At 54.6% G+C, this 25,706-nt stretch carries 18 protein-coding genes and 1 pseudogene; 8 read left to right on the top strand and 11 right to left on the bottom strand.

The window, feature by feature from the left end:
* Positions 1 to 305: 305 nt before the first annotated feature.
* Positions 306 to 1,391 (bottom strand): NAD(P)H-dependent flavin oxidoreductase, encoded by a 1,086-nt coding sequence (locus tag AC07UI_RS28125; RefSeq protein WP_494995569.1) that lies wholly within the window; start codon positions 1,389 to 1,391, stop codon positions 306 to 308.
* A gap of 317 nt (positions 1,392 to 1,708) precedes the next feature.
* Here AC07UI_RS28125 and AC07UI_RS28130 point away from each other — a divergent pair, with 317 nt between their 5' ends.
* The 3 genes from AC07UI_RS28130 (at position 1,709) to AC07UI_RS28140 (ending at position 6,699) form a co-directional block, all read left to right on the top strand.
* Complete coding sequence (locus AC07UI_RS28130) at positions 1,709 to 2,740, top strand: GlxA family transcriptional regulator (RefSeq protein WP_494995570.1); 1,032 nt, start codon at positions 1,709 to 1,711, stop codon at positions 2,738 to 2,740.
* Between the two features lie 250 nt (positions 2,741 to 2,990).
* The gene (locus AC07UI_RS28135; RefSeq protein WP_494995571.1) at positions 2,991 to 5,807 is read left to right on the top strand and encodes a 2-oxoglutarate dehydrogenase E1 component; all 2,817 of its coding nucleotides are present in this window, start codon (positions 2,991 to 2,993) and stop codon (positions 5,805 to 5,807) included.
* Between the two features lie 124 nt (positions 5,808 to 5,931).
* A complete protein-coding gene (locus tag AC07UI_RS28140; RefSeq protein ID WP_494995572.1) occupies positions 5,932 to 6,699 on the top strand; it encodes a metallophosphoesterase in 768 nt (255 codons plus the stop codon).
* A gap of 340 nt (positions 6,700 to 7,039) precedes the next feature.
* Here AC07UI_RS28140 and AC07UI_RS28145 read toward each other — a convergent pair whose 3' ends face one another.
* The 10 genes from AC07UI_RS28145 to AC07UI_RS28190 all read right to left on the bottom strand — a co-directional run bounded on the left by AC07UI_RS28145 (position 7,040) and on the right by AC07UI_RS28190 (position 17,462).
* The gene (locus AC07UI_RS28145) at positions 7,040 to 8,023 is read right to left on the bottom strand and encodes a GlxA family transcriptional regulator (protein ID WP_494995586.1); all 984 of its coding nucleotides are present in this window, start codon (positions 8,021 to 8,023) and stop codon (positions 7,040 to 7,042) included.
* A 144-nt stretch (positions 8,024 to 8,167) separates the two neighbouring features.
* The gene (locus AC07UI_RS28150; protein ID WP_494995573.1) at positions 8,168 to 9,166 is read right to left on the bottom strand and encodes a 4-hydroxyproline epimerase; all 999 of its coding nucleotides are present in this window, start codon (positions 9,164 to 9,166) and stop codon (positions 8,168 to 8,170) included.
* A gap of 12 nt (positions 9,167 to 9,178) precedes the next feature.
* Complete coding sequence (locus AC07UI_RS28155; RefSeq protein WP_494995574.1) at positions 9,179 to 10,030, bottom strand: ABC transporter permease; 852 nt, start codon at positions 10,028 to 10,030, stop codon at positions 9,179 to 9,181.
* The gene (locus tag AC07UI_RS28160) at positions 10,027 to 10,875 is read right to left on the bottom strand and encodes an ABC transporter permease (protein ID WP_494995575.1); all 849 of its coding nucleotides are present in this window, start codon (positions 10,873 to 10,875) and stop codon (positions 10,027 to 10,029) included. The genes AC07UI_RS28155 and AC07UI_RS28160 overlap by 4 nt, the downstream gene beginning before the upstream one ends.
* Positions 10,872 to 11,990, bottom strand: coding sequence for a quaternary amine ABC transporter ATP-binding protein (locus AC07UI_RS28165; protein ID WP_494995576.1), 1,119 nt, complete (start codon positions 11,988 to 11,990; stop codon positions 10,872 to 10,874). Before AC07UI_RS28165 ends, AC07UI_RS28160 begins: the two co-directional genes overlap by 4 nt.
* A gap of 76 nt (positions 11,991 to 12,066) precedes the next feature.
* Positions 12,067 to 12,915, bottom strand: coding sequence for a glycine betaine ABC transporter substrate-binding protein (locus tag AC07UI_RS28170; RefSeq protein ID WP_494995577.1), 849 nt, complete (start codon positions 12,913 to 12,915; stop codon positions 12,067 to 12,069).
* A gap of 72 nt (positions 12,916 to 12,987) precedes the next feature.
* Positions 12,988 to 14,334 carry an NAD(P)/FAD-dependent oxidoreductase gene (locus AC07UI_RS28175; protein WP_494995578.1) on the bottom strand — a complete coding sequence of 449 codons (1,347 nt, stop codon included), beginning with the start codon at positions 14,332 to 14,334 and terminating at the stop codon, positions 12,988 to 12,990.
* Positions 14,331 to 15,848: an aldehyde dehydrogenase gene (locus tag AC07UI_RS28180; RefSeq protein ID WP_494995579.1), complete on the bottom strand. Its 1,518-nt coding sequence runs from the start codon at positions 15,846 to 15,848 to the stop codon at positions 14,331 to 14,333. The genes AC07UI_RS28175 and AC07UI_RS28180 overlap by 4 nt, the downstream gene beginning before the upstream one ends.
* Entirely contained in the window at positions 15,841 to 16,752 is a 912-nt protein-coding gene (locus AC07UI_RS28185; protein ID WP_494995580.1) for a dihydrodipicolinate synthase family protein, read from the bottom strand. Before AC07UI_RS28185 ends, AC07UI_RS28180 begins: the two co-directional genes overlap by 8 nt.
* On the bottom strand, positions 16,749 to 17,462 hold the full coding sequence (locus AC07UI_RS28190; protein ID WP_494995581.1) for a GntR family transcriptional regulator: 714 nt from the start codon (positions 17,460 to 17,462) through the stop codon (positions 16,749 to 16,751). Before AC07UI_RS28190 ends, AC07UI_RS28185 begins: the two co-directional genes overlap by 4 nt.
* Positions 17,463 to 17,981: 519 nt before the next feature.
* Between AC07UI_RS28190 and AC07UI_RS28195 the strand changes: the two are divergent.
* The 5 genes and pseudogenes from AC07UI_RS28195 to katG form a co-directional block, all read left to right on the top strand.
* Positions 17,982 to 18,107: pseudogene (locus AC07UI_RS28195) on the top strand (MFS transporter); the annotation flags it as partial.
* A gap of 150 nt (positions 18,108 to 18,257) precedes the next feature.
* Positions 18,258 to 19,196, top strand: a complete 939-nt coding sequence (locus tag AC07UI_RS28200) for a LysR substrate-binding domain-containing protein (protein ID WP_494995582.1) — start codon at positions 18,258 to 18,260, stop codon at positions 19,194 to 19,196.
* A gap of 146 nt (positions 19,197 to 19,342) precedes the next feature.
* Positions 19,343 to 20,599: an aromatic ring-hydroxylating oxygenase subunit alpha gene (locus AC07UI_RS28205; RefSeq protein ID WP_494995583.1), complete on the top strand. Its 1,257-nt coding sequence runs from the start codon at positions 19,343 to 19,345 to the stop codon at positions 20,597 to 20,599.
* Between the two features lie 9 nt (positions 20,600 to 20,608).
* Complete coding sequence (locus tag AC07UI_RS28210; protein ID WP_494995584.1) at positions 20,609 to 21,751, top strand: FAD-binding oxidoreductase; 1,143 nt, start codon at positions 20,609 to 20,611, stop codon at positions 21,749 to 21,751.
* 1,293 nt (positions 21,752 to 23,044) lie between these two features.
* Positions 23,045 to 25,279, top strand: coding sequence for a catalase/peroxidase HPI (katG, locus tag AC07UI_RS28215; protein WP_494995585.1), 2,235 nt, complete (start codon positions 23,045 to 23,047; stop codon positions 25,277 to 25,279).
* The last annotated feature ends 427 nt before the right edge of the window (positions 25,280 to 25,706 follow it).

A 25,706-nucleotide genomic window follows, 5' to 3' on the forward strand; every position in this document is an offset into this window, starting at 1 on the left:
GCATCAGGCGGCAATCAAAACCGGGCAATTCGACACTGCCGTGGGGCTGCTTGAGGCGGACATTGTTGGTGGGTGCGAGATGGTTCGCCGAAGGCTGCGGAGCCGATGTTGAACATGACCGAGTAGTGGATCTGCCTGAACATACCAGCGGATGAAGTGGCCCGGATCTGCCTCCTGTTGGAAACGATCCGGGATGCTATCAACTTTCAAACTTGCGCCGTCAGAGTACTTTAAAAATAAGCTCCAACGAATAACATCCCAATCCAGAGATCCGCAAAAAGCTGACCTCCCCCCTTCGATCTTCATCATCGATGCAAACAGTATTTCGCAAAAATTTTCGGAGTTTCCCTGACGAGTTCCTCCATCAACTCGCGCGCGTTGTCGTGACGAATCAGAGAGACGGATTGCCCTGCTGACAGAGAAACGAAGTCATCGTGGCCTTGCATTAGCGCCGCTCTTCCGAGATTCCCCATGTACCAGGCCTGGACAGGATAAGCCGCAATTTTTGAGCTGCTGTGACTCATCTCGGTAGTCATCCTGTTCGAAATGCTCCTCGCCAGGCGCCCAGTGAAGGCTTTCGTCAGCGTCGTAGATCCCGAATGACTCTCGCAAAGGGCTTTGCGATGCGGGGAACTCGCCGCTGACTCTTTACAGGCAAGAAACGCAGTACCAATCTGAACGCCGTGAGCCCCCAAGGCAAAGGCTGCCGCCACCCCGCGTGCATCAGTTACGCCACCGGCAGCGATAACGGGGATCCCCACCTGGTCCACGACCTGGGGAATCAAGGAAAATGTGCCCGTAAGCGATTCTTCAGCCGATCTCAGGAACGACCCTTTATGACCACCGGCTTCGAATCCTGAGGCAACAATGCAATCGACGCCTGCACGTTCCAATGCTTTCGCTTCCAGCGCAGTGGTCGCTGTCCCCATCGTCAAAATACCCAATGACTTGCAGGCAGCAATAATGGCGACAGGAGGAATGCCGAAAACAAAACTGAATACGTGCGGCTTAATTTCCAGCATTGCAGCTAGCTGGGCGCCCAAATCAGGGATAAAACGCTCTGGCGTGGCCGGAACTTCCTTTCCAAGTTCGGCATAATACGGACGCAAAAGCTCGCCTGCTTCATGAACGCCTTCGGGGCTTGATTCTGTCTCTTCACCGTTAGACATCCAAAGGTTGATGGCAAACGGTTTACTCGTCGCTATACGAATCTGCCGTGCCACATCAATCATTTGCGCGGGCTCCAGTGACTGCATGCCAAAAGACCCTAAACCTCCGGCATTGGATACAGTACTGACCAGTTCAACGGACGAGGGGCCGCCACCAAAGGGACCTTGAATAATGGGAAATTTTATACCCAACAGTCTTGTTGCGGGCGTGTTGGACCACATCGGCATACGCTCCGTTTGCTATCGAAATTGAATAATATTTTTCTTTGGGATATCCGCTAGTTGGGGCACCCATAAATATTGAGATGTACCAACAGCCGGCTCATATCTGCAGCAAGCTTAGAGGCAAATCGAGACACGCCGACTTTTTGCTCATTCACTTTAGAGCCAATGAATAGCTATTTCTGGCCATTTGCGCACGAGATAGCGAGAGGCTTATTGACCGGCTGACGGTGACCCGTAGCGTGTGTAGACGAACCTGTCTAAAATTCTCGTAGCACAACCGCCCCTTCTACGGACGGTTGACTCAGAAGGCTCATATGAAACTTGCACTGGTTGTTTTTGATGGTGTCCAGGCGCTGGATGTAGCAGGTCCCCTCGATGTGTTCGCCGAAGCGAATTCATTCCTGCCAGAAGGTCAGCGGTATGACGTCTCAATGGTGGGGGTTCGACCAGGAAATGTACGCTGCTCGAACGGGATGGAGATTGCCGTTCCCTATCACTATCAAAACTATCCGGGCCATTGCGACCTGCTTCTCGTGGCGGGTGGTCCGAGAATGCCGGACGCACGGCCAGAAGAAGGTTTTCTGGATTGGTTGCGCAGTCAGGCGGCGGGATCTCGGCGATTTGGATCGGTGTGCAATGGAGCCTTTCTGTTAGCTCATGCTGGCTTGCTGGATGGGCGCGAAGTGACCGCACACTGGAATGATGTTCAGCGGCTTGAAGATCAATTCCCTCTTACCTTGATCCGGCCTGACAAAATCTTCGTACGCGATGGAGATCTGTTCACCTCTGCCGGTGTGTCGGCCGGCATCGATTTGTGCCTGTCTTTGGTCGCTGAAGACTGGGGTAACGAACTTGCAGTCACCGTCGCAAAACGCCTGGTTGTGTACATCCACAGAGAGGGCGGCCAGTCACAATCGAGCCCATTCCTGGCCTTGCGCCCCGAAGAGAACTCCATCGTCACTACGGTGATGCGTTATGTGACAGATCATATCGGTGAAGCATTTTCGATGGATCAACTGGCGGATGCCGTGTCGGTGAGCCGTCGTACTTTTTCGCGAATTTTTTCCAGATACGCAGCTGTCACGCCTGCGGCTTTCGTTGAACAGGTGCGGGTTGACCATGCTCGAAAAATGCTTGAAGACACAGACGTCCCATTAAAAACCATTGCATTCAACTGCGGCTTTCATAACTCAACACATATGCGCATGATTTTTTCACGACGCTTGAATACCACGCCGAAAGAATACCGGAGTCACTTCAGAAACACCGAGAAAAGCGCAAAAGTAATACACAAGAAAGTATCGCAGGTGCCCCACCACACCACGAAAAAAATCGAGGCAGCATAGTGAATCTCCTGGCGGCGTCCGAAACAAAAAGATGGCATCGACGCGGGTTCACATCAAGTTTATAAAGCATCGATTTCAAGCCAGACTCAATCACTTTCTGGCCAAGTACGAGCAGCTCTGGTACGGGTGGGTGCTTGGCCGAAAATCGCCTTTTTTTGGCCTTGAACCGCACCATCTATAAGTATTTTAGAATGACATTTTAGTTAGCATCGCTCTAACAATCCGAGGGCAGAGAAACGAGGAGTTAGCGATGCAAAGCCAAAAAACTTCAGTCTTACATGGTGGGAACGCCACCTATGTTGAAGAGTTATATGAGCAGTTTCTCGTTGACTCCTTAACCGTACCCGATCAATGGCGTACCTACTTTGAGTCATTTCGGCTGCCCCTCGGCATTGGTGAGTTGCAGACAGCTGACATTGCGCACGCGCCGATAGTCGAGCAGTTTGTGCAGCTTGCGCGACGTGCCGGGCGCAAGGCTTTGTCGGTCGCTGTTCCAGACATGGAAACTGCTCGTAGACAATTAGCAGCTCAATCATTAATCGCGACCTTTCGAATGGTCGGCGCACGTCGGGCCGATCTTGATCCTCTGCGATGGGCTCCATTACCTGGCATGCCGGAGCTGTCGCCTGAGTTTCACGGATTGGAAGGCTGCGACTTATCAAAAAAAATCGAGCTGCCAGGTAACCACTTCTGGAAAGGCGAAGGGTCTATTTCTGACTTGGTCTGCGCATTAGAGACAACCTACTGTGGAACTTTAGGCACCGAATTCATGTACCTGAGCGACCCATTGCAACGCGATTGGTGGCAGAACCGTCTTGAGTCCACACGATCGAAGCCGGCGCTCGGTCCCGAGAAAAAACTTCGCATTCTTGAGCGTCTTTCGGCGGCGGAAGGGTTCGAGAAATATCTGCATATCCGGTACACCGGTCAAAAACGATTTTCGTTGGAGGGCGGTGAATCCTTGATCGTCCTTCTGGATGAGCTCATCAACCATGGCGCAAAAAACGGTGTACGTAATGTCGTAATGGGCATGGCTCACCGTGGCCGTTTGAATGTTCTGGTGAACACGGTTGGTAAGCCACCGGCTTATCTATTCGATGAGTTCGATAACAAAGCTGCCAATGTTTTACCGGCGGGTGACGTGAAGTACCACAAGGGGTTCACGGGGAACATAGAGACGCAAAACGGTACGGTGAAAGTCGCCTTGGCCTTCAACCCTTCTCACCTGGAAATCGTCAACCCGGTTGTTCAAGGTATGGCTCGAGCTCAAAGCGAGCAGTACGAAGCCTCCCAGCGCGGCAGCGTGCTGCCAGTAGAGATACATGGTGATGTGGCCATTTCCGGACAAGGTGTCGTCATGGAAACGCTGAGCCTGAGTTACACCAAAGGGTATGGCACCGGCGGCACCGTGCACATCGTCGTGAACAATCAGATTGGCTTTACCACTTCTGATCCACAAGAAACCAGGTCCTCATTTTTCTGCACTGACATTGCAAAGATGATTGAGGCGCCGGTATTGCACGTGAACGGGGACGACCCTGAGGCTGTTGTCAATGCGGTACAGCTCGCTCTCGATTTCCGCAAAGAGTTTGGCAAAAGCGTAGTGATCGACCTGGTCTGTTTCAGACGGCACGGCCATCAGGAACAAGACACACCGAACATTACTCAGCCGCTGATGTACCGTTCGATCAGTACCCATCCGGGCATACGTCAAATCTATGCCAATAAGCTGGTCGCTTCGGGACTGCTAACTGACGAGCAGGTTTTGTCCATCGCGCAGGTTTACCGCGACGGTCTGGAAAACTCCCAGTCTGGCGCTATAGCTGAAATCTCCATGGCCGTAGAGACAGCTCGACAGTTCTCTCCAGGCCTGAAAACCAACTTTTACTCAGCACCGACACTGGAGCAAATCAAAGCACTGGCTACCCGTATTTCAGAGCTTCCTGCAGATTTGAAATTGCACCCTCTGGTATCCAGGGTCATCAATGGCCGGCACGAGATGGCAATGGGCTCGAAACCGTTGGATTGGGGCATGGGTGAACACCTTGCTTTCGCATCGGTGTTGTCTGCTGGTGTCGATGTGAGGCTCAGTGGGGAGGATTGCGAGCGAGGCACTTTCAGCCATCGGCACGCCGTTTTAAATCCGCAGAATCGTGAAGTGCGTGGACAAGGTAAATATCGGCCTTTGGATCATGTGGCCCAAGGGCAGCAGGGTAACTTCACGGTCATCAACTCGGTTTTGTCCGAAGCCGCGGTCCTGGCCTTTGAATACGGTTACACCATCGCTCGTCCTGACGCACTGGTACTGTGGGAAGCTCAATTCGGAGATTTTGCCAACGGCGCGCAGGTAGTTATCGACCAGTTCATTGCCGCTGGCGCTGCCAAATGGGGTCAGCACAGTGCATTGACCATGTTGTTGCCGCACGGGCAAGAAGGTCAGGGTCCGGAACACGCTTCAGCCCGACTGGAGCGATACCTGCAATTATGTGCGCAAGACAACATGCGGGTTTGTCAGCCGACGACGCCGGTTCAGTTCTTCCATTTACTGCGACGTCAGGCGTTGCATTCCGCACCCAGGCCATTGATTGTGATGACTCCGAAATCCTTGTTGAGGCATCCAGATGCTGTGAGCGAGCTAATGGAATTCTCTGAGGGATCTTTTCAGGAGGTGATGGGTGAGAGGTTTACCGCTGCTGCGGAAGATCAAAAGGTGACCCGTGTGATCGCCTGTTCCGGCAAAATTTACTATGAACTGTTGGCACACCGCCGTGCTGTGAATGCTGAACATATTGCTTTGGTTCGCCTGGAGCAGCTTTTTCCTTTTCCTTGCGAGGCGTTGGCTAATGAACTCGGTCGTTACAAAAATCTGAAATCGGTGGTCTGGTGCCAGGAGGAATCCCGTAATCAAGGTGCCTGGAAATTCGTCGATGATTATCTGCGTGAAATTACCCCTGAGTCGGCCTCGCTTCGTTATGCAGGACCACCATCAGGTGCATCCACGGCACCAGGCAATATGACGATGCACGTTGAGCAACAACGCCTGGTCATTCAAAGCGCGTTCTCTTAGGGGACGATTTGTGCTCCCTCTCGTCGCCATCCTGGTGTCGAGAGGGAGTCGCCAAGCTTGTCGCAAGAGGTGATCAACGCGTAAGTTGAATGGGCCGCCATTTAAAACCGGTAGGAGTTGATCAATGCGCATCGCCTTGCTGTCCGACATCCACTTGTCCGTCAACGCATTACCTTTTCCCGATGTGGATGCCGATATCGTAGTCCTCGCCGGAGACATCTCCCGACCGGCAGCGGCCATTGAGTGGGCCAAATCCTGCCCCGCTCCGGTCGTGTACGTGGCAGGCAATCACGAGTTTTATGGCTGTGACCTGATCTCTACCTACGAGCACTTGAACAGATTGTCGCAAGGCACACAGATCCACGTGCTGGAACGTTCGGAGTATGTCCACAACGGCGTGCGTTTTCTGGGTTGCACCCTGTGGTCTGACTATCGTCTTTTCGATTCCGCAGAGGATCGGGCACGGGGCATTGATCTGGCGACGAAGGTCATTCGGGACTTCACCCACATAAAAATCTCACCCGATTTTCAAGACCTGTTCAGTCCGGCGATTTCCCAACTGGTTTTTTTACAGACAGTCGCCTGGCTGGAAGACTGCTTTACCAAAAACAGAACCATGCCCACGGTGGTGGTTTCCCATTTTGCACCGACACGGTTGAGCATCAGCCCGGCTTTTGCGAGTTCGCCGATTAACTCCAGTTATGTTTCAGACCTCGAAGAGCGGATCAAAGACTGGCAACCGGCACTTTGGCTACATGGCCATACCCATGGGAGCTTTGACTATCGGGTGGGCAATACCCGCGTCATTTGCAACGCCCGGGGCTATGCAAAAAATGGCATCAATGAAAACCCTGAATTTAATGGCTCATACGTGATTGACCTGGATATATGAGGCAACACACTGCAAATCCCCCTCCGTAAAACCACCAAGGCAATCACCAACACCATCCCGTTCCGGTGTAGAGGTACCATGGCAAGGTAATATCATCGGTCTACCGGATCTGCCTGGTATCCACGCATACACAGCTGCCTCACGAAGCATCGACGGATCGGGCTGCGCCATGAAGTCACGGAAAAGCGTTGGGTCGTATTTAATTTCGGCAGCGAGTGCCGCATTTGACGCGTTGAGACAACAGCTTTACCGACAGTTACCTTTCCCGGCATCAAAGTGATCTAGCTGATCCACCGTTGCGATGGATCATTCCAAAACGTTACTAACGCAACGGTTCTTTTTACTTTACCAGCCGCTTTTCCTTGGACGGTCTGTAACCGAAATACGAGCTATAGCACTTGCTGAAATGACTGGGCGAAACAAAGCCACAGGCAACCAGCACATCGACTTGGGACAGCTCTGTGTGCTGGAGAAGTCGTCGCGCCTCGGTGATACGCAGTTCCATGTAATACCGTTGCGGCGTTGTGCCCAGTTGCTCCTTGAACAAGCGCTCGAGTTGTCGACGCGAACGGCCAGCGTAGACCGCCAGCTGCTCCAACTCCAAAGGCTCTTCGAGGTTGGCATCCATCAGCTTCACCACCTCACGTAACGGCGCGCTAACACAGATATTTTCAGTTGGTTTTATGCGCCGATAACGAGACTCCTCGAACGCCAGAATGTCCTCTATACCCTCGACGAGGGCTTTATCATGCAGTCCTTTGATCCAGTCCAGCGCCATGTGGAATGCCCCAGAGGGACTGGAAGCCGTGAGCCGGTCTCGATCAATGATATAGGGCTCACTGCTGACCTGCGTCGCCTTGCAGAACTCAGCGAGTGCGGGGCGATGTTCGGGGTGAATGGCGCAACGGTAACCGTCAAGCAATCCTGCCCTCCCCAGGAACCATGCACCATTCCACAATCCGGCCAGACTGACACCCAGATCCGATGCAGTCCTGAGCAGGGTGATAAATCCATCATTAGCCTTCAGTTCTGTCCTATAGCCGCCGCAAATGACCAGTAGATCAAGGTCTTTAATCACTGAACAATCGATACGCGCATCCGGCCGAATGACCAAGCCCAGATCACTGACGACCTCCCCATCGGTCAAGCCAAACGTTCGGGAAGAGAACAACCCGGGTCGTAGAAGATTCGCGGTGACAATCGTATCCAGCGCTTGGGTGAACGCGGGCAGCGAGAAATGCTCAAGCAGCAGAAATCCTGCCCGAACCATTTGAGTCGTCTCGTTGGGGTTTTCATTCAGATAGCGGAGATTTTTCCCCTTCATGCCTCCGCTGAATTGGCGTCGCTCGATCAATGTTCGACCTACTTTCTTATGTTAATTAACACGTTATTTGGTGCGTTGATAAAGCGCAATGCCAAGCGCCAGAAGTACAAAAAGCGCTTACCCCTGGCGTCATTACTCTGCTGATCAGGCAAGCTGAAAACCGTGACGAAGCGGGTCTTTATCATCGACAAATATGGTGTTGTGTCCCGTTATCTGCGCCCAGCCACCGATACTTGGCCTGATGCCATCAAATCTTCCGACTTTCACCGACGCTTCGACTTTCCCTTCGAAGATCGTCCCGATCAAGCTTTCGTTGCGGAACGTATCACCCACCTTCAATCGTCCTTTACCAAATAGTTGAGCCATCCGTGCCGAGGTACCTGTACCACCGGGAGAGCGATCAATGGCCTTGTCGCCGTAGAACACGGCACCGCGTCCATCTGCTGCCGTGCTGTGTTCGTCGTCGCACCAGATGACATGGTGAACGCCACTGATTCTGCTGTTCTCGGGATGCACGGGGTCACATACTTCTGCCAGAGCCGAGCGCAGTTTCTGGCTCAGGTTGACGATGTCTGCCGTGGTCAATCCTTGCAAGCCGGCCCAGTTTTCCTGCGGCTCGACCACCGCATAGAAATTGCCGCCGTAAGCAATGTCCACGACGAGCTCACCTACGCCAGGTATATCCACCACCACATCGGCACTGTGCAGATAACTGGCCACGTTGAACAGGCGGATGGAGTCGACATATTCGCGGTTCATGGTGTACTCGACATCCACTCGCCCGGCCGGCGTCTCGATGGCCAGCTTGCCCGATTCGCGCGGTGTGATCAGGCCTTCCTCGATCACCACGGTAGACAGACCGATAGTGCCTGCTCCACACATCGGCAGACAGCCGCTGACCTCGATAAACAACGCACCAAAGTCACAGTCATCACGCGAGGACGGATAGATGATGACGCCAGACATGATGTCGTGCCCCCTGGGCTCGAACATCAACGCAGTTCGCACCCAGTCATGATCGCGGACAAAAATTTCTCGTCGTTCGGCCATCGACACCGACGGCAACAAAGGGCCGCCACCTGCCACCACCCGAACCGGATTGCCGCACGCATGTGAGTCGATGCAAAAAAAGCTGCGTCTCATACTGGAACCCTATCAAACGAGGTTGCTGGGGGAATGACGCTGCAACGCGCCGCGTGACAGACGATCCAGCAGCAGTGCAACCGCCACAATCGCCAGGCCGGCCCGGAGTCCCAGGCCCATCTCCATCCTTGAGAGACCTCGGGTTACTTCAGCCCCTAAACCGCCCGCCCCTACCAGACCTGCCAGCACCACCATCGCCAAGGACATGAGGATGCATTGGTTCAGACCTACTAACAGCGTTGGCGCGGCAGTCGGCAGTTCAATCTTGAACAAAATGTCTCTTGGTGAAGCACCGGACGCCTGCCCCAGCTCCAGCAAATCTTTCGGCAACTGTTTGAACGCCAGGGTTGTCAGCCTGAGCATCGGCGGAATGCCGTAAACGATGGTCGCAATAATTGCCGGCACCCGCCCCAGGCTGAACAGAATCACGGCGGGGATCAGGTAAACCCATGGCGGCACCGTCTGCATGATGTTGAGGATCGGCAGGAACGCTTCATCAACCCGCTTCACCCGTGCGGCCAGCACACCGAGTGGAAAGGCGATGGCCACCGATATCAGAACCGCGACCGAGACCAGGGCAATGGTTTGCATGGAGGCGACCCAAAGACCGGAGAATAAGCAAAAAGCCAACATCAAAGCAGCGAATACGGCGACGCGTTTGTTGGTGAGAAAAAAAGCTCCAACGACGACGATCCCAATGAACAAATAAGGATGGGGCGCAAGCAGCGCGGCCTCAACGAAGCCAAGTACCGCCTCGATGACTTGGCTGATCCCTTTGAACAAACCGTGCAGATTGGCGTTCAGCCAGTCAACGGCAGGTGCCAGGAACTCACCCGGGGAAAATTGGATGTTCATGGTAGTCATTGGCTTTCTCCCATCTGCGAACGTGCAGCGTGCTGCGCCAACCGATCCAGAATCATGGTCAGAATGACGATGGCGATGGCCGCATTGATCGACTTGGCGATATCCAGTGTGCGAACAGCTGCATAAATCGACTCACCCAGGCCGCCGGAACCCACGATGCCGGCAATAACCACCATGCCGAAGGCCATCATCAAGCTCTGATTCACCCCTGCCATGATGCTTGGCTTGGCGAATGGCAGGCGGATCTTGAAGAACATCTGCCAACCGGTGACGCCACTGGCATCCCCCAGCTCGATGAATTCCCGTGGAGTCATGCGAATCCCCAGAGAGGTCAGGCGTATGGCCGGTGGTACGGCAACGATAAAGGTGGCCAACAGTGCCGTGGCCGGGCCGTAGCCCAGCAGGGCGATGGCCGGCAACAGATAGATGTAGGGCGGCAGGGTCTGGATCAGATCCAGAACCGGATCCACGACGCGATCAACTGACGGCGCGAGGCCGGCCAGCACGCCCAATGGGATCGCTACCACCAGCGCCAGCACGGTAGCCGTCAGCACCAGGGCAAGGGTACTGACCGTCTCCGGCCACAAGCCAATCACCTCGCAAAACAACAACGCCAGGCCTGCGAGAATGGCGAACCGAACGCCGACAACCCGCCACCCGATAAGGGCAATGGCTATCGCGACGACGTAATACGGGGGATAGGCAATGCACCAGAGAACACTTTTGTATATGCCCGTCAGCAATGCATTGACGCCGTCGAATAAAAATTCGCCGTGATCCGATAGCCATTCCAGACTCGAGTCGACGACCGAGTCGAACTGATTGGAAAAGTCCGGGATGCTCATGTCGATGCCTCCAGAAGACTGGCGGCGGTCGAAGCCGCGAACTCATTCGGAATGCCTTGAACACCACGCAGCAGATCACGCAGCGTAATGATGCCTACCACTGTTCCGTTGTCGACAACAGAGAGTGCGTCGCGCTCGGACTTCATGGTCAATTCGATCAGCTCGTTGATATCGGCGTCGAGCGAGGTTTTGGCAAGCCTGGAAATGTCGCAGCCAGGGTTCGCCACCTGGTAAGGCTCCACGGGCGTCATGACCGACTGGGCTTTAACCAGATGCAATCTGGAAATGCCCGCCACAAATTCCGCGACGTAGTCGTCAGCCGGATTGAGAACGATCTCCTCGGCCGTACCCACCTGGATAATCACGCCGTCCTTCATGATCGCGATGCGGTCACCGATTCGAATCGCCTCGTCCAGGTCGTGCGTGATAAACACGGCGGACTTGCCAAGCTCCTTGGTCAACTGGCGAAATTCATCCTGCAACTGCCGGCGAATCAACGGATCAAGCGCACTAAAAGGCTCATCCATCAAAATCACTTCAGGATCGGCGGTGATGGCACGTGCCAGACCCACACGTTGCTGCATACCTCCAGACAACGCGCTGGGATAATGTGAAGACCAATCGCTCAAACCCACCTTGGCCAAGGCCTGCTCGGCCACCTTGTAACGTTCAGCCTTGCCCACGCCCTGCACTTCCAGGCCAAACGCCGTGTTCTCCAACACTGTTCGATTTGGTAACAAAGCGACGCTCTGAAAGACCATGCCAATGTGACGCGCCCTAACCTCACGAAGCTGTGCAGCTGTAAGGGAAGACAGATCCTTGCCTTTAACCAGGACTGTCCCTGAGCTAGGTGTGATCAGCTTATTGAGTAGCCTGATAAGTGTGGATTTGCCACTGCCGGACAATCCCATGATGCAAAAGATCTCTCCTCGGCGAACCTGGAGACTGACGTCGGAGACGCCGACCACGCAGCCGTAGTTTTGCAGGATCTGAGTCTTGGTGAGCCCCTGCTGAACAACAGCATTCATTGCTGCAGGTGCGGCTTTCCCGAAGATTTTCCAGACTGACTGGCAATCTATCAGCACTTCGTTGGTGTCAATTTTGGGCGTTGTCATTTTCGTAACCCGTGAACCAGTTTTCTGGTTTTTCTAATTAATCAAAGGGCGGCAGTGGCTACAAAGCAAAAATTGATTAGTTCTTGATATTTTCCCAACGCTTCAGCAGCTCGGCGTGGCTATCCGTCCAGCCCTTGATAGCCTGCTCCATCGTCTTGCCATCCTTGACTTCAGCATTCATCGCGGTGATGTCTGCGATCGGCACGTATACGCTCGCCATGAGCTCGCGAGCACGTGGATTGCCTTCAGCAAAGCCTTTGTGGCCGATCCAGTAGTAGCCTTGCTGTGGTGGGAATATGGCTTTTGGATCTTTCAGGAATTTAAGATCGAACTTCTTGGTCATCCAGGAGGGTTCCCAGACGGTTACGACTACCGGCTCTTTACGGTCGACGGCTGATTTCAACGCTGCAGTCATCGCGGTGGTACTGCCCTCGACCAGCTTAAGCTTGAGGTCATACGCTTTAACTACGTTGTTAGCGTCGCTCATCAAGCCAGACCCTGGCTCGATACCGATAATTTTGCCGCCCAGTTTTTCCGAGTTAGCATTCAACTGATCAATGGAATCAATGTTGACATAGCTCGGCACTGCAAGACCTTGGTAAAGGCCAAAGGAAACAGGAGATAGTTTCTCGATCTTGTTCTTGTTTTTGTTCCAGTAATCGTTCGCCGCATAGTCCGTTTGGGACGCCAACACCTGAACATCACCCTTGGTTAACGCAGCGTACGCGATGCCCCACTCGGAAAAATCTACAACTTTCACTGTGTAGCCAGCGTCTTCAAGCACCTTCTTGGTGATACCGGTGATGGGCGTCAAATCCTCCCAAGTCATCGTACCCATGGTGATGTTCTTTTCTTCGGCGTGAACTGGCAAACTCATTACACCAGCCACAGCGACAGCGCAGATTGCCTTCCAAATCTTTTTCATGGCGTACTCCGAACTACGGTTAAAACTAGAAATTAGGCCTTTATGAAATAAAAGCCGGTTGTGTGAAACACTTCAGCCCTCTCGCCCTGCTCTCAGCGCCTGCCAACGAATAACCGAGTTGACACCCAGCTTCGTTAATATCCTGGGTGGAAGCCTGCTTGGCCCAGGCGCTTGACTGAAACTTTCTAAAAACTTTGAATTGGTGCCGGAGGCCAACTCAGCGGCCATCACGCCCGCCAGAGTACTCTTGACAGTTCCCAGCCCATTTTCGCAGCAAGCCGAATAGAGGTTTTCTTCTATCTCGCCAAAGGCTGGAGCGCTGTTACGGCTCAAGCAGAGGCGTCCAGCCCAGCTAAACTCCAATGGAGTCGACTTCAGCTCGGGAAAGCGCGCGTCCAGCGAATGCCGTTGCTCTTCGGCAATCCCGGCAACACGCTTTAGTGTCACTTGAATACTTGGGTCATACGTGAACTTTGTACGGATAACAATGCGCGAAAGCCCATTTGAAGTAATCTTGCGAACGGTCGCTCCCATCGGATCCGCGGGTAACAAGGCCCATCGATCCTTACCTGTCACCGGCCTTCCAAACTCATGATGACTATAAGCAGCCGTCATCGAAGCGTAGGTAAACACGTGCAGCAGTCGACCTTGAAAATGGCCGAAGTCTTCGATATGGCCATTGACTCCAAGAATCACCTTAGGCGCATTAACCACACCACGATGAGACCTCGCCTTCCAGCTATTTCCCGAGCGGGACAGTTCAATAATCGGAGAGCGTTCATAAAGGCTGACGTTCTTATCAAGCCCAAATGCGAAATCCCTAATATATTGAGCGGGCTGAATCATCACCGCACCGGGCGTATAAAGCCCACCATGGTAATAACGGGAGCCGGTGATCTCTTGCATCTGCGCAGCGTCCAGCAACTCGTATTGCTCGCCAATGCCCTTTAGCGATTTCGCATAGTTGTCATTGAGCTTCATCCCCCGCTCTGTTGCAGCCGCGTTGATCTTTCCGGACGGATCAAAGGTCTCGACAGACATGCCGTACTCGCGTGCGGCTTGCGCTGCAAAAGCGATAGCAAAGCGGTTCTGGGCGATTTCCAACGACGTTGCAGACTCAGCGGCAACCGAATACTCCCCAGATGAAAGACTGTGGGGCACGTCGATCATGAAGCCAGAGTTTCTTCCTGCTGGCCCCTTCGCGACTTCATGGGCATCAACGACCGCGATGCTATCGCCGGGATGCAGTTGGGCTAGCCTGCGCGCAGCGGACAGACCTGCAAACCCTGCTCCGATAATCAGCCAATCTGCCGACACGCTCCCATCAAGCATGCGCACAGGAGCAGTGCGCGTGGAAATCGCCTCCCAACCTGAAACCCCGGTGTCTACCGGTAGGCGCTTGATGGTCTGGGTGCTCATTTTTCAGTCTCTTCATCCGACCGACCAGAAACATCGATCCAGATGGTTTTGATTTCGGTGTACTGATCGTGAGCAAAAATCGATTTGTCTCGACCGCCGAACCCTGACTCCTTGTAGCCGCCGAAAGGCGTGGAAGCATCGCCCTCACCAAAGCAGTTCACGGTGACGATGCCGGCGCGAATTTCCCGCGACAACTTGATCGCCCGTCGCAGACTGCCGGTATAAACAGAGGCGGCAAGGCCGTATACCGTGTCATTGGCCAAGGCAATGGCTTCGGAGATCGAGCTGAATGTGGTGACCGAAAGAACCGGGCCGAAAACCTCTTCCTGGAACAGCCGGTTGTCCCGACCTACGCCGTCAATCACGGTCGGCTCTACGAAGGCACCGTCTTTGGTCGCGCCGCCGTACACAACTTCGAGCTTTCCAGCGGTGGCATGCTCAAGGTACGACTTCACTTTCGCGAAATGCTCAGGGCTGACCAACGCCCCTACACGGTTTTGCGGATCGAGTGGATCGCCCATTTTCCATTCGCGGATGTAGGCGCCCATGCGCTGTAGCAGCTCATCTTTCACGGATGTGTGGACTATCAGGCGCGAGGTTGCAGAGCAATTCTCGCCCATGTTCCAGAACGCGCCGTTTACGACTTGCTCGGCAACGCGATCCAGATCTTCCGCATCGTCCATCACCACGGCAGGATTTTTCCCGCCGCATTCGAGGACAATACGTTTCAGATTCGAATCGGCTGCGTAATGCAGAAACCGGCGACCGGTCGCGGTGGAGCCAGTGAAGCTCACCATGTCGACATCGTGATGCAAGCCAATCGGCTCCCCGACATCCTTGCCTGTACCCGTAATGATGTTGAGCACACCTGCGGGGACACCGGCTTCAAACGCGAGCTGCGCAACGCGCAACGTCGTCAGCGAGGTTTGTTCGGCGGGTTTGACGATCACCGAGCATCCCGCTGCGAGCGCCGGGCCGATTTTCCAGGCCAGCATTAGTAGAGGAAAGTTCCAGGGCAGCACGCAGCCCACTACACCTATTGGCTCGCGAACAACCATGGTCAGTGCGTCACTGCCCACAGGGGCGGTGTTGTCATAAATCTTGTCGATCAACTCCGCGTGCCAGCGCAGCGTGTGAATGGTGTCCGGCACATCGACCAACTGACATTCACTGACGGGCTTGCCGCTATCGAGGCTTTCCAGGACTGCCAGTTCGTGTTGATTGCTTTCAAGCAGATTCGCGAACTTCAGGAGAACGGCTTTTCGCTCCCTGGGAGAAATCGATCTCCAGCGTCCATCCTCAAAGGCTTCTTTAGCGTTACTAACTGCATAATCGACATCTTCAGACGCGCATGCGGCAACATCTGCCAGAAACTCACCCGTCGCCGGATTGGTCGTGGCGAACGTTTTGCCAGAGATCGCGGGCTTGAACGCGCCATTGATGAACGCGTTAGAAGGAAACGAAATACCTTTAGCGATGGCGGCGTATTCGGCCTTGCTCAGAAGATCACCCATGGCTGGCTCCCGAAGTGATGTTAGCAACGTCGCGCTTCACATCGCTGATGATCGCTTCAAGGCTTTTCTTCTCTTCTGAATCAAGCGGCTGAAGCGGCAACCGCACGTCCCCTACTTTCAGTCCAGTCAGCTCGCAACCAAACTTGATCGACTGCACGAACTTGCCGCCGTCCAAAGCATTCATCAGAGGCATCATCGCCGACATGATCTGACGGCCTTTGTCGAAGTCCTTTTCAATGACGCAGGCTTCGTAAAGCGCCACGTGCTCTTTCGGCAAAAAGTTGGAGCCTGCACACACCCAACTTCTGGCACCCCATGCAAAAAACTCAAGTGCTTGATCGTCCCAGCCGCATGACAGTGCGATGTTGGGAAACTTACGCGCGAGGAGATGCACCTGCCCCATGTCGCCGGAACTTTCCTTGATGGCAATTACGTTTTTCGATTTGCTCACACGGGTGAAGTAATCCTCGTCCATCGAAACGCACATGCGACCCGGGTAGTTGTAAAGCATGATCGGCAGATCGGCAGCACGATCAATGGTCAATGCATGTATCGCGTTTTCCTCGGAGGTAGGGAGCGCGTACGGTGGACTGGTGACGAGAATGGCGTCCGCTTTGATCGCTTTGGCATCCTTCGCATACTGCACCGCATCTTCAGTGCGAATGGCCCCGGTGCTAATGATCAGTTGCACCCGAGTGCCGATCACATCTTTTGCATAAGCGGCAAGCTCAGTACGTTCTTCTGCCGTCTGCGCATAATACTCGCCGGTCGACCCGCCGATAATAATGCCGTGTACCTTCGCCTCAATCAGCGACTCCAATACTTCGGAGTACACGCTCCAGTCGATCTCCCCATCAGGCTTATAAGGAGTCACCGCTGGTGTATAGATGCCTTCAAATTTCAAGATGATTTCTCCGAATATGAGTTACGTGGAAGGTCAACGAGCGCGTCCGCCTTGATGCCTTGGGGCGCGATAAAAATCTCCATGTTTTCTCGGGACAGTTCCCAATGTTCAAACACGAGATCAACTACTGCTTGTTCATCGCGACGTTCAATAGCCTCGATAAAAAAATCATGGTGCCCCGCAGAAAGTTCAAGACGCTCCTCCATATCCTCATTTTGAGGTCGGAAAAATGTATTACCGATTCGGGAGTGATCAATGAGCAACCTTTCCAAACTGGGTTGGAGATATTGGTTGCCGGCCATTTCGCCCATGATCGCGTGAAAACGATTGTTCTCGACGACCATTGCCAGCGCATCCCTTGAGGTGGTGGCAATGCGGAACCGGTGCTGCGTTTCTTTCAAATCGATCAGTTGGCGTGGCTTGAAGTTTTGAACCGCCAGACGGCCAATGGCTGCGTATATCATCGGTGCAACCAGGAAGAAATTTCGCAGTGTCGAGTGATTCATTGGAATAACCCGAGCGCCCCGGTTTTCTCGAATATCGACATAACCTTCACCGGCCAAGCGTCGGAAAACTTCTCGGACGGGCGTTCGGGATAAGCCATAACGCTCGCTGAGAATGACTTCATCCAGCGCTTCGTCAGGATCCAGTTCCATCGTCAAAATTTGACGTTTCAGGTCTTCGTAGAGACAAGTTTTGCCGTTTTTCACAAACGACCTCCAGAGGTAGTTTCGCTGTCAGGTGCGGCTGACTGATGAGTCGAGACTCGCATGGGTTTTGGGGATGGTCAATAGATTGTATTTGTTGTGTATACATAAAAAACACATGATTTTTTTGAAGAATTTTCTTTAAATTCATCAAGTTACTTAATTATTAAAAAAACGACGTGGTCGGTCACAGGAAAGAATATGGTCGTTTTTGGAATGTTTTTTCCTAGATCATTCCATAATAAAGCTTATTACCAAGCGCACTTTTGTATAGGGGCGGTTGGCCCGGTACGACGTTCCAGGAAGCGTTTGCGACATGCCTTTGAGGCAGTGGAGAAGCTTTAGTGAATGCGGACTGAAGACCCCTTGTCAGAAGGCGATTCAAAGGAGGCGGTTCCAGCGTTTCTCGGTGCTGAGCGAACAGGCAATGGCGTGTCGCTCCAGAACAACCGCAGCGGCATACATGAGCGTATCGTCAAAGCAACCAAGCATCACTACGCAATGGCGGCATCACGTCGATAAGGTTTCGATGGATGGCCTGCGTCCTTGATCGGTTATGCCCTGGTGGGAGCTGGATGCTCAAACATCGTCCCTGTGCTTTTTACCGCCGCAGGCCGGCAGCAATGTATGCCACAGGGAGCGGCTATCCTGCAGATCGACACTGCCAACTGCACCCTTGGCGCAGCTCCCGTGAGCTGGTCACGTAGAGTTCGCCTGTACCCCGCATGACCGCCATGTCGGCTCGGTGCTTGAACGCAAGCGGTTGCTGCGCCAGTTCTCCTTTCAGGATCAACCACGATGGATAGTGAAGAAACCAGCAAAAAGGTTAAGGGTTACCGCCGGCTGATCCCTTCCATGACGGCGTTGATGGAGTTCGAGGCCGTAGCGCGGTTGAGCAGTTTCACACTGGCGGCTCAGGAACTGGGAGTGACCCAAGCCGCAGTAAGCAAACAGGTCAAATACCTGGAAGAAACCTTGGGTACCAGGTTATTCCATCGTCTACACCGTGCCATCAAATTAACCAGCGAGGGGTACGTGCTGTATTCGGTGGTCTCCGAATCCATGCAACGCATGGCGAGCGTCTTCGACAAGATTTCCGAGGGCATTCCCGAACAGGAATTGGTGCTTGCCTGTACTGCGGCGTTTTCACAACTACGAATCTTGCCCAGGCTGGCCTCATTGCGCCTGTCACAGCCCAAGCTGCAACTGCGCTTGATTACACACATACTCAATCCTGACGTAAGCCGACAGGATGTAGATATCGCCATTCGCTTCGGGAATGGAAAATGGGAGGACGGCACTTCGATTTTCCTGTTTGACGAAGAAGTTTTCCCAGTGTGTTCGCCGACCTGGTTGACCACTCATCCCGCACCCATGTCAGTCGACGACTTCCTGCATATGGATCTCATCGATTCGGAAACAACGCTCGAAGGTTGGATGACTTGGAATAGCTGGTTCAAGGAGCTGGGGCAGAGTCGCCCAAAGATGAATTACAGCCTGCGCTGCAGCAGCTACAACGACACTGTGCAGGCAGCGCTACAGGGGTATGGCATAGCCTTGGGCTGGAACAGGTTGCTTGGCCCTATGCTCCTCAGTGGTGAATTAGTTCGTATCACCCCCTATGTGGTCAAACCCAAAGATGCTTATTACTTGATTGTCCCGAATGGTCGAGAAATAACGCCATTAGTTAATGTCCTGGTCGATTGGTTGCGAGATGAATCAGTATTAGCGCACTGAAGTAAATGGAAAAAACCGGCTGAAATTTCGCATAACTTTTAGATATGCCAAGGTGAGAATAAAGCGCATTGACGCAACCCTGAAGCATTTCGATACTTGCCTCACCGTCACCTGCTGATGATTTAGATCGACCCCATGAGGCTATAATGACAACTACCGTCGTGAAATCCCAACAAGAGCTTGTTACCGCGCGCACACCAGGCCATGGCATGCATGGGGCGTTGTTTGGCCGCCAGGATATTTTCGAAACCGACGTCGATATCTTTTTCACCAAACATTGGATTTTGGTAGGCGTCACGGCTGATATTCCCGAGCCTGGGGATATTTCGACCATAGACATCGGCAAATCCTCGATCATCGTCGTACGCGACGACGACGAGCAGGTGCAAGCATTTCGCAACGTATGCCGTCATCGCGGAGCGCGTCTGAAGCCGGCCGGCAAGTCGACTGTCGGTATGCTGGTTTGCCCTTACCATCAGTGGACTTATGATCTTGATGGCAGCCTGAAGCACGCCGCTCACATGGGCAAGGATTTCGATCCAAAGTGTAAAAGTCTGATTCCTGTTCATACAAAAGTTGCCGGCACGCATGTGTTCGTTTGCCTTGGCGATCAGCCTCCCGAAGATATCGCCTATCTGGAAGAAACAATGGCTCCTCGGCTAGCCCCCTACAACATCATCTATTCGAAGATTGCCTATGAGGCGCAAATCATTGAAGACGGTAATTGGAAATTGGTCATCGAGAATAATCGCGAGTGTTATCACTGTTCAGCGACGCATCCGGAATTAACAGCATCTTTCCTGCCGGAAGATTTCGGTTTCTGCGCCGATGGTCTTAGCGAAGAATCGCTTCAGGCGCTGGATGAATATGAAGAACGCAATGCTGCTGCAAAACGGAACTGGGAAAACGACGGGTTTATCTGCGACGCGGTAGAACACCTGGACGTAGACGCAGTGACCCAATTTCGCACGCAACGGCTGGTCATCGCCGGCAATGGCGAGTCTCAAACGCTCGACACCCGGGTGGCTTGTACGCGCCTGTTCGGTGACCTGACCCGCCGCGACCTCGGCGACGTTCACCTGTGGACTCATAACTCCTGGACGCATGTGATGAGCGATCACGCGGTGATTTCCTACATCATCCCTCTCGCACCTGACAAGACCTTGGTGCGTACCAAGTGGCTCGTGAATGCAGACGCCATTGAGGGCGTGGATTACAACATCGATAAGCTGACCGAAGTGTGGAAAGCGACCAATCAGCAGGACGCTAACCTTGTCGCAATCACTCATAGCGGTACGCAAGATCCTGGCTACTCGCCTGGGCCATTCTCGGCGTTCACCGAATCCTACGTTGATCAGTTCTCTCGCTGGTACGCCGCGCGGCTTGCCGCACACGGTGTGTGAGGAATGACCATGACCACCTATGAAAAAACGCCGGTTACCGCAGGCGCCGGATCCGCGCAGAGGGTATTCACAAATCCTGACACCTGGAGCGCCTGCGGCGCACAGTGGAACAGCGGCGAACAAAAGGCGCTGCAATGCTGCGCTGTGCGCGACGAAACCCACGATGTAAAGACCTTTATCTTTCGTAGTGCGGATTTCAGCGCAATAAGTTTTGAGCCAGGGCAGTTCATTACTGTATCGCCGATCATCGCGGGGCAAAGCGTGTCACGCTGCTATACGGTGTCATCATCTCCCACTCGCCCCTTTGCGCTTTCGATCACAGTCAAACGCGTTCCCGGCGGGACAGTGTCGAATTGGCTGCACGATAACTTGCGCGAAGGCGATATGTTGCTTGCTTCCGGCCCCGCTGGCAGCTTCACGCCGGTCGGCCGTCCAGCTGCCAAGCTGCTTTACCTGTCGGCGGGTTCCGGAGTGACACCTCTGATGTCCATGACACGGGCGAGTTTCGACATGGCGGCCAGATTAGATATCGTCTTCGTGCACAGTGCGCGAACGCCAATCGACATTATTTTCCATGACGAACTGAGTCGGATGCAGGCCAGCATGCCTGGCCTGCGCGTCCTGAATATCTGCGAAGGGCGCGGCGTCGACACGGATTGGGCCGGGCCGATCGGCCGCCTGGATTTGGCCCTGCTCAGCGAGCTGGTACCAGATTTCAAGGAGCGCGAAGTGTTCACCTGTGGGCCGCAAGGCTACATGGATGCGGTCAAAACTCTACTCAAACAGGGAAGCTTTGATTTCCAGCACTATCACCAGGAAAGCTTCGATATCGCGGTGCTGGACGAAGAACCGCTCATAGAACAGTCGTCCGTCCTCGATCAGCAGGAGGGCTTTTTTACGGTCACGCTGTCCCGCTCGGGTAAAACCTTCAGCATGCCAGGCAACCAGACGGTACTGGCGGCTGCAAAAAAAGCCGGTGCTATCGTCCCCTCCTCCTGCAGCCAAGGGGTCTGCGGCACATGTAAAACAGCCGTGCTGCAAGGCACGGTGGAGATGAACCACAACGGGGGTATCCGCCAGCGTGAAATCGACAAGGGGCTGCGCTTGCTCTGCTGCAGTAAACCTACGTCAGACCTTGTCATCGATTTGTAAGCCCCCCACCGCACAAATCAACCCTCAAGGCATCAGCAATCCATAGGTCGTCGACTATTGAAAGCCACTCGTCGACCGTGGCCTTGATCCCTTCTCAATGTCAGGCGCTGATACGCCTACATTTACAGAAGCCAGTATTCACGGCATGCCAGCATCTCAGTTTACCGTTTGATGACTGACAATGGCATGGGGCGCTTGGAGGCGCCCTTTGTTTTTTTCAGGATTGAGCTGATGGACCGTTACCGTCAGTTCGGTCAGACGATTGCCGGGCCTTGCTACAAAGGTCGCTTGGCGTGGACTGCAGTCCACCGCCTATTGCGTCGCGTGTCGAGGGTTGCCAGGTCATTGCTGAGCCGCGTAGGCGACTCCCCGGTGACTTCCCACAGCAGCGCTGTTATAGCTTCCCCGTTAACCGTGCCGTGCTCTTGTAGAAGATCCGCCACAGCGGTGACAGCGGGCCAGTAACGACGCACCAGACAGCTGGACCGGGCGATTGCTTGGGATTCGGCATCGAGTAGCTTTCGTGCGGGCAGCAAACTGATCAACTCGTAACCCCGGCACCGGTCACCCCGGCCACTGCCGCTGATGAATTTGTCAGATCTGGTGTGCCTGTAGACTGCTTCGGCTACTGGGCCGGCGAAGCATTGGAGAAGGTCGCGTTCAATAGACTCGACCATAGAGGGCAAGTATTCAGCAATCCCGGGGGGGTCGAAGGATGGGTGCGGGACACAGTAATCAGCCTCTACCAACCCCTCTACGTTTTGCGGGTTGCCGCGCAGATCAATCATTGGGCCGGCGAAGGCTTCTGTCCTGGTGCGCACAGTGACGCGCTCTATGTGCTGATCATTCCACCAAAAGGCCAGGACGTGGCCAGCTTCGTGGATGGCCGTGCGGCGCGGGCGCTGATTCATGGGCTGGTCCTGCGCCGTGCATGGGTTCGTCGCGTAAAAGGTCTTACGAGAGCTACTCATACCCGCTGCTCCATCTCCAGAGGCCCAATAAAAGATTATGCCTATCAAGACCGAATACGCCACCTATTAGCTGACTGCTTTATAGGGGTCTACCCTTAACGCAGCGCTGGTGAAAACTGGCCGGTTGAGACCTGATAAGAGATACGAATAAGTCAGAAGCGTACTAGGCTTGCCGTGGGCCACCATGCTGGTAACTCGATTGCTGCTATCCGGATTTCCCGTGTGACCACGACGATCAATTGATCGAACAGCTGGCCCTGCAACCGATGTCATTGATTTCGCTCGTCGCTATTGCGCGCCCACACCGGGCCGGGATAGCCGGATGAACACGACCAAAGGTAGCTCACACATGGCAACTGAATCGAAATGCCCGTTCAATCACGCCGCCGCGGGCGGTGGCCCGTCGAACCGCGACTGGTGGCCGAACCAACTCAATCTGAAGGTCCTGCACCAGCACTCGTCCCTGTCCGACCCCATGGACGCGGGCTTCAACTACGCCGAAGCGTTCAAAAAACTGGACTTTGAGGCGCTCAAGAAAGACCTGCATGCGCTGATGACCGATTCGCAAGACTGGTGGCCTGCGGATTTCGGTCACTATGGGCCGTTCTTTATTCGCATGGCCTGGCACGCCGCAGGCACGTACCGCACCGGTGACGGGCGTGGTGGTGCCGGCTCCGGCCAGCAACGCTTCGCGCCGCTCAACAGTTGGCCGGATAACGTCAGCCTCGACAAGGCGCGTCGACTGCTCTGGCCGATCAAGCAAAAGTATGGTCGTAACATCTCCTGGGCCGATCTGATCGTCCTCGCCGGCAACGTCGCGCTGGAGTCCATGGGCTTCAAGACCTTTGGTTTTTCCGGAGGCCGTCCGGACGTCTGGGGACCAGATGAGGACGTCTACTGGGGCTCCGAAAGCACCTGGCTGGGGGGCGACGTGCGCTATGGCAAAGATGAGAGCCCTACTGTCCAGGAGCGCAACCTGGAGAAACCGCTTGCCGCGGTGCAAATGGGCCTGATCTACGTGAACCCGGAAGGCCCGGAGGGCAACCCGGACCCGGTCGCTGCTGCGGTGGATATCCGCGAAACGTTCGCTCGCATGGCGATGAATGACGAAGAAACCGTGGCACTGATCGCAGGCGGCCACGCCTTCGGCAAGACCCACGGCGCCGGCCCTGTATCCAATGTGGGGGCTGTGCCCGAAGCCGCTGGCCTCGAAGAGCAGGGCCTGGGCTGGAAGAGCAGCTTCGGCACGGGCAAAGGTGGCGACACGATTGCCAGCGGCCTGGAAGTGACCTGGACCACGACACCCACGAAGTGGAGCAACAATTACCTGGAGAACCTGTTCGGCTTCGAGTGGGAACTGACCAAGAGCCCGGCGGGTGCGAACCAGTGGACGGCGAAAAACGGCACCGGCGCGGGCATCATTCCGGATGCTCACGACCCGTCCAAGCGTCGTAATCCAACCATGCTGACCACGGACCTGTCCCTGCGATTCGACCCGATCTATGAAAAGATTTCGCGGCGCTTCCTTGCGAATCCCGATCAGTTGGCCGACGCGTTCGCCCGCGCCTGGTTCAAGCTGATCCACCGCGACATGGGACCGCTCTCGCGCTACCTCGGCCCGGAAATGCCCAACGAAAAACTCCTGTGGCAAGACCCCATCCCGGCGCTCGACCATGCCCTGGTCAACGACAGCGACATCGCCTCACTCAAGAGCAAGCTCCAGTCCTGTGGCCTGACAGTCTCGCAGCTTGTATCAACTGCCTGGGCGGCGGCTTCCACCTTCCGTGGCTCCGACAAGCGCGGTGGCGCCAACGGTGGGCGCCTGCGCCTGGCCCCGCAGAAGGACTGGCCGGCCAACCAGCCTGAGCAACTGGCGAACGTGCTGGCGACCCTCGAGAAGATCCAGAGCGAGTTCAACAGCGCGCAGACTGGCGGCAAGAAGATCTCGCTGGCGGACCTGATCGTGCTGGCCGGTAGTGCTGGCGTCGAACAGGCGGCGAAAAATGCCGGTCACACCATAACGGTGCCTTTCATGCCAGGACGCATGGACGCGAATCAGGAACAGACGGATGTCGAGTCTTTCGGGTTTCTCGAACCCATCGCCGATGGCTTCCGTAACTACCTCAAGACCCGTTACCGGGTACCGGCCGAGGCATTACTGATCGACAAGGCGCAACTACTGACACTCACCGCGCCAGAAATGACGGTGCTCATTGGCGGCCTGCGCGTGCTCAATACCAACGTCGGACAAACCCGGCACGGGGTCTTCACCAAGCGACCTGAAACGTTGACCAACGACTTCTTCACCAACCTGCTCGACATGGGCGTGGAATGGAAGCCGGTCTCGGACGCCAATGAAGAGTTTGAAGGACGCGATCGCAAAACCGGCGACCTCAAATGGACAGGCACTCGTGTCGATCTCGTCTTTGGCTCGAATGCGCAATTGAGGGCGTTGGCTGAGGTCTACGCATGCAGCGACGCCCAGGAGAAGTTCGTGAAAGACTTCGTAGCTGCCTGGACCAAGGTGATGAACCTTGACCGCTTCGACCTCAGGTGACGCGAACGCTGGACCTGGTCTTGAACTGGGTCACCTCGACCTGATCGCTCAGGTTGGGGGACTCCAGGGAGGTTGCCGAGAGTAGATGCGGCATATTCCATTCGGTGCTCCTGAAAACCCGCAACGCCTCCCTGTGTGGAGGCGTTGGACTTTTTGCTCGCCGCATCGCGCAGTGACGCCCAGCCGCAGGTTGTAAATGCAGGGAACAGGCTTCGTCGGCGAGGCTCGCCGGTACAGCGTCAGGTTCGGCAAAGCCGTGGGGAAGTCACCGAAGCTTTCAGGAATCAAAGACAAGCCTTTGTTCATTCCCGACTCACAAAAAAGCCCCACCCGGTTCAACACCGAATGGGGCTCGATGACGCTGAACTCGCCTTAGGCGACGTTCATGGTCTTGATCGTTCCCACGCTCTGCGTGGGAATGCCGCCC

It is taken from the genome of Pseudomonas sp. GW821-FHT04C07 (genome assembly GCF_059420325.1).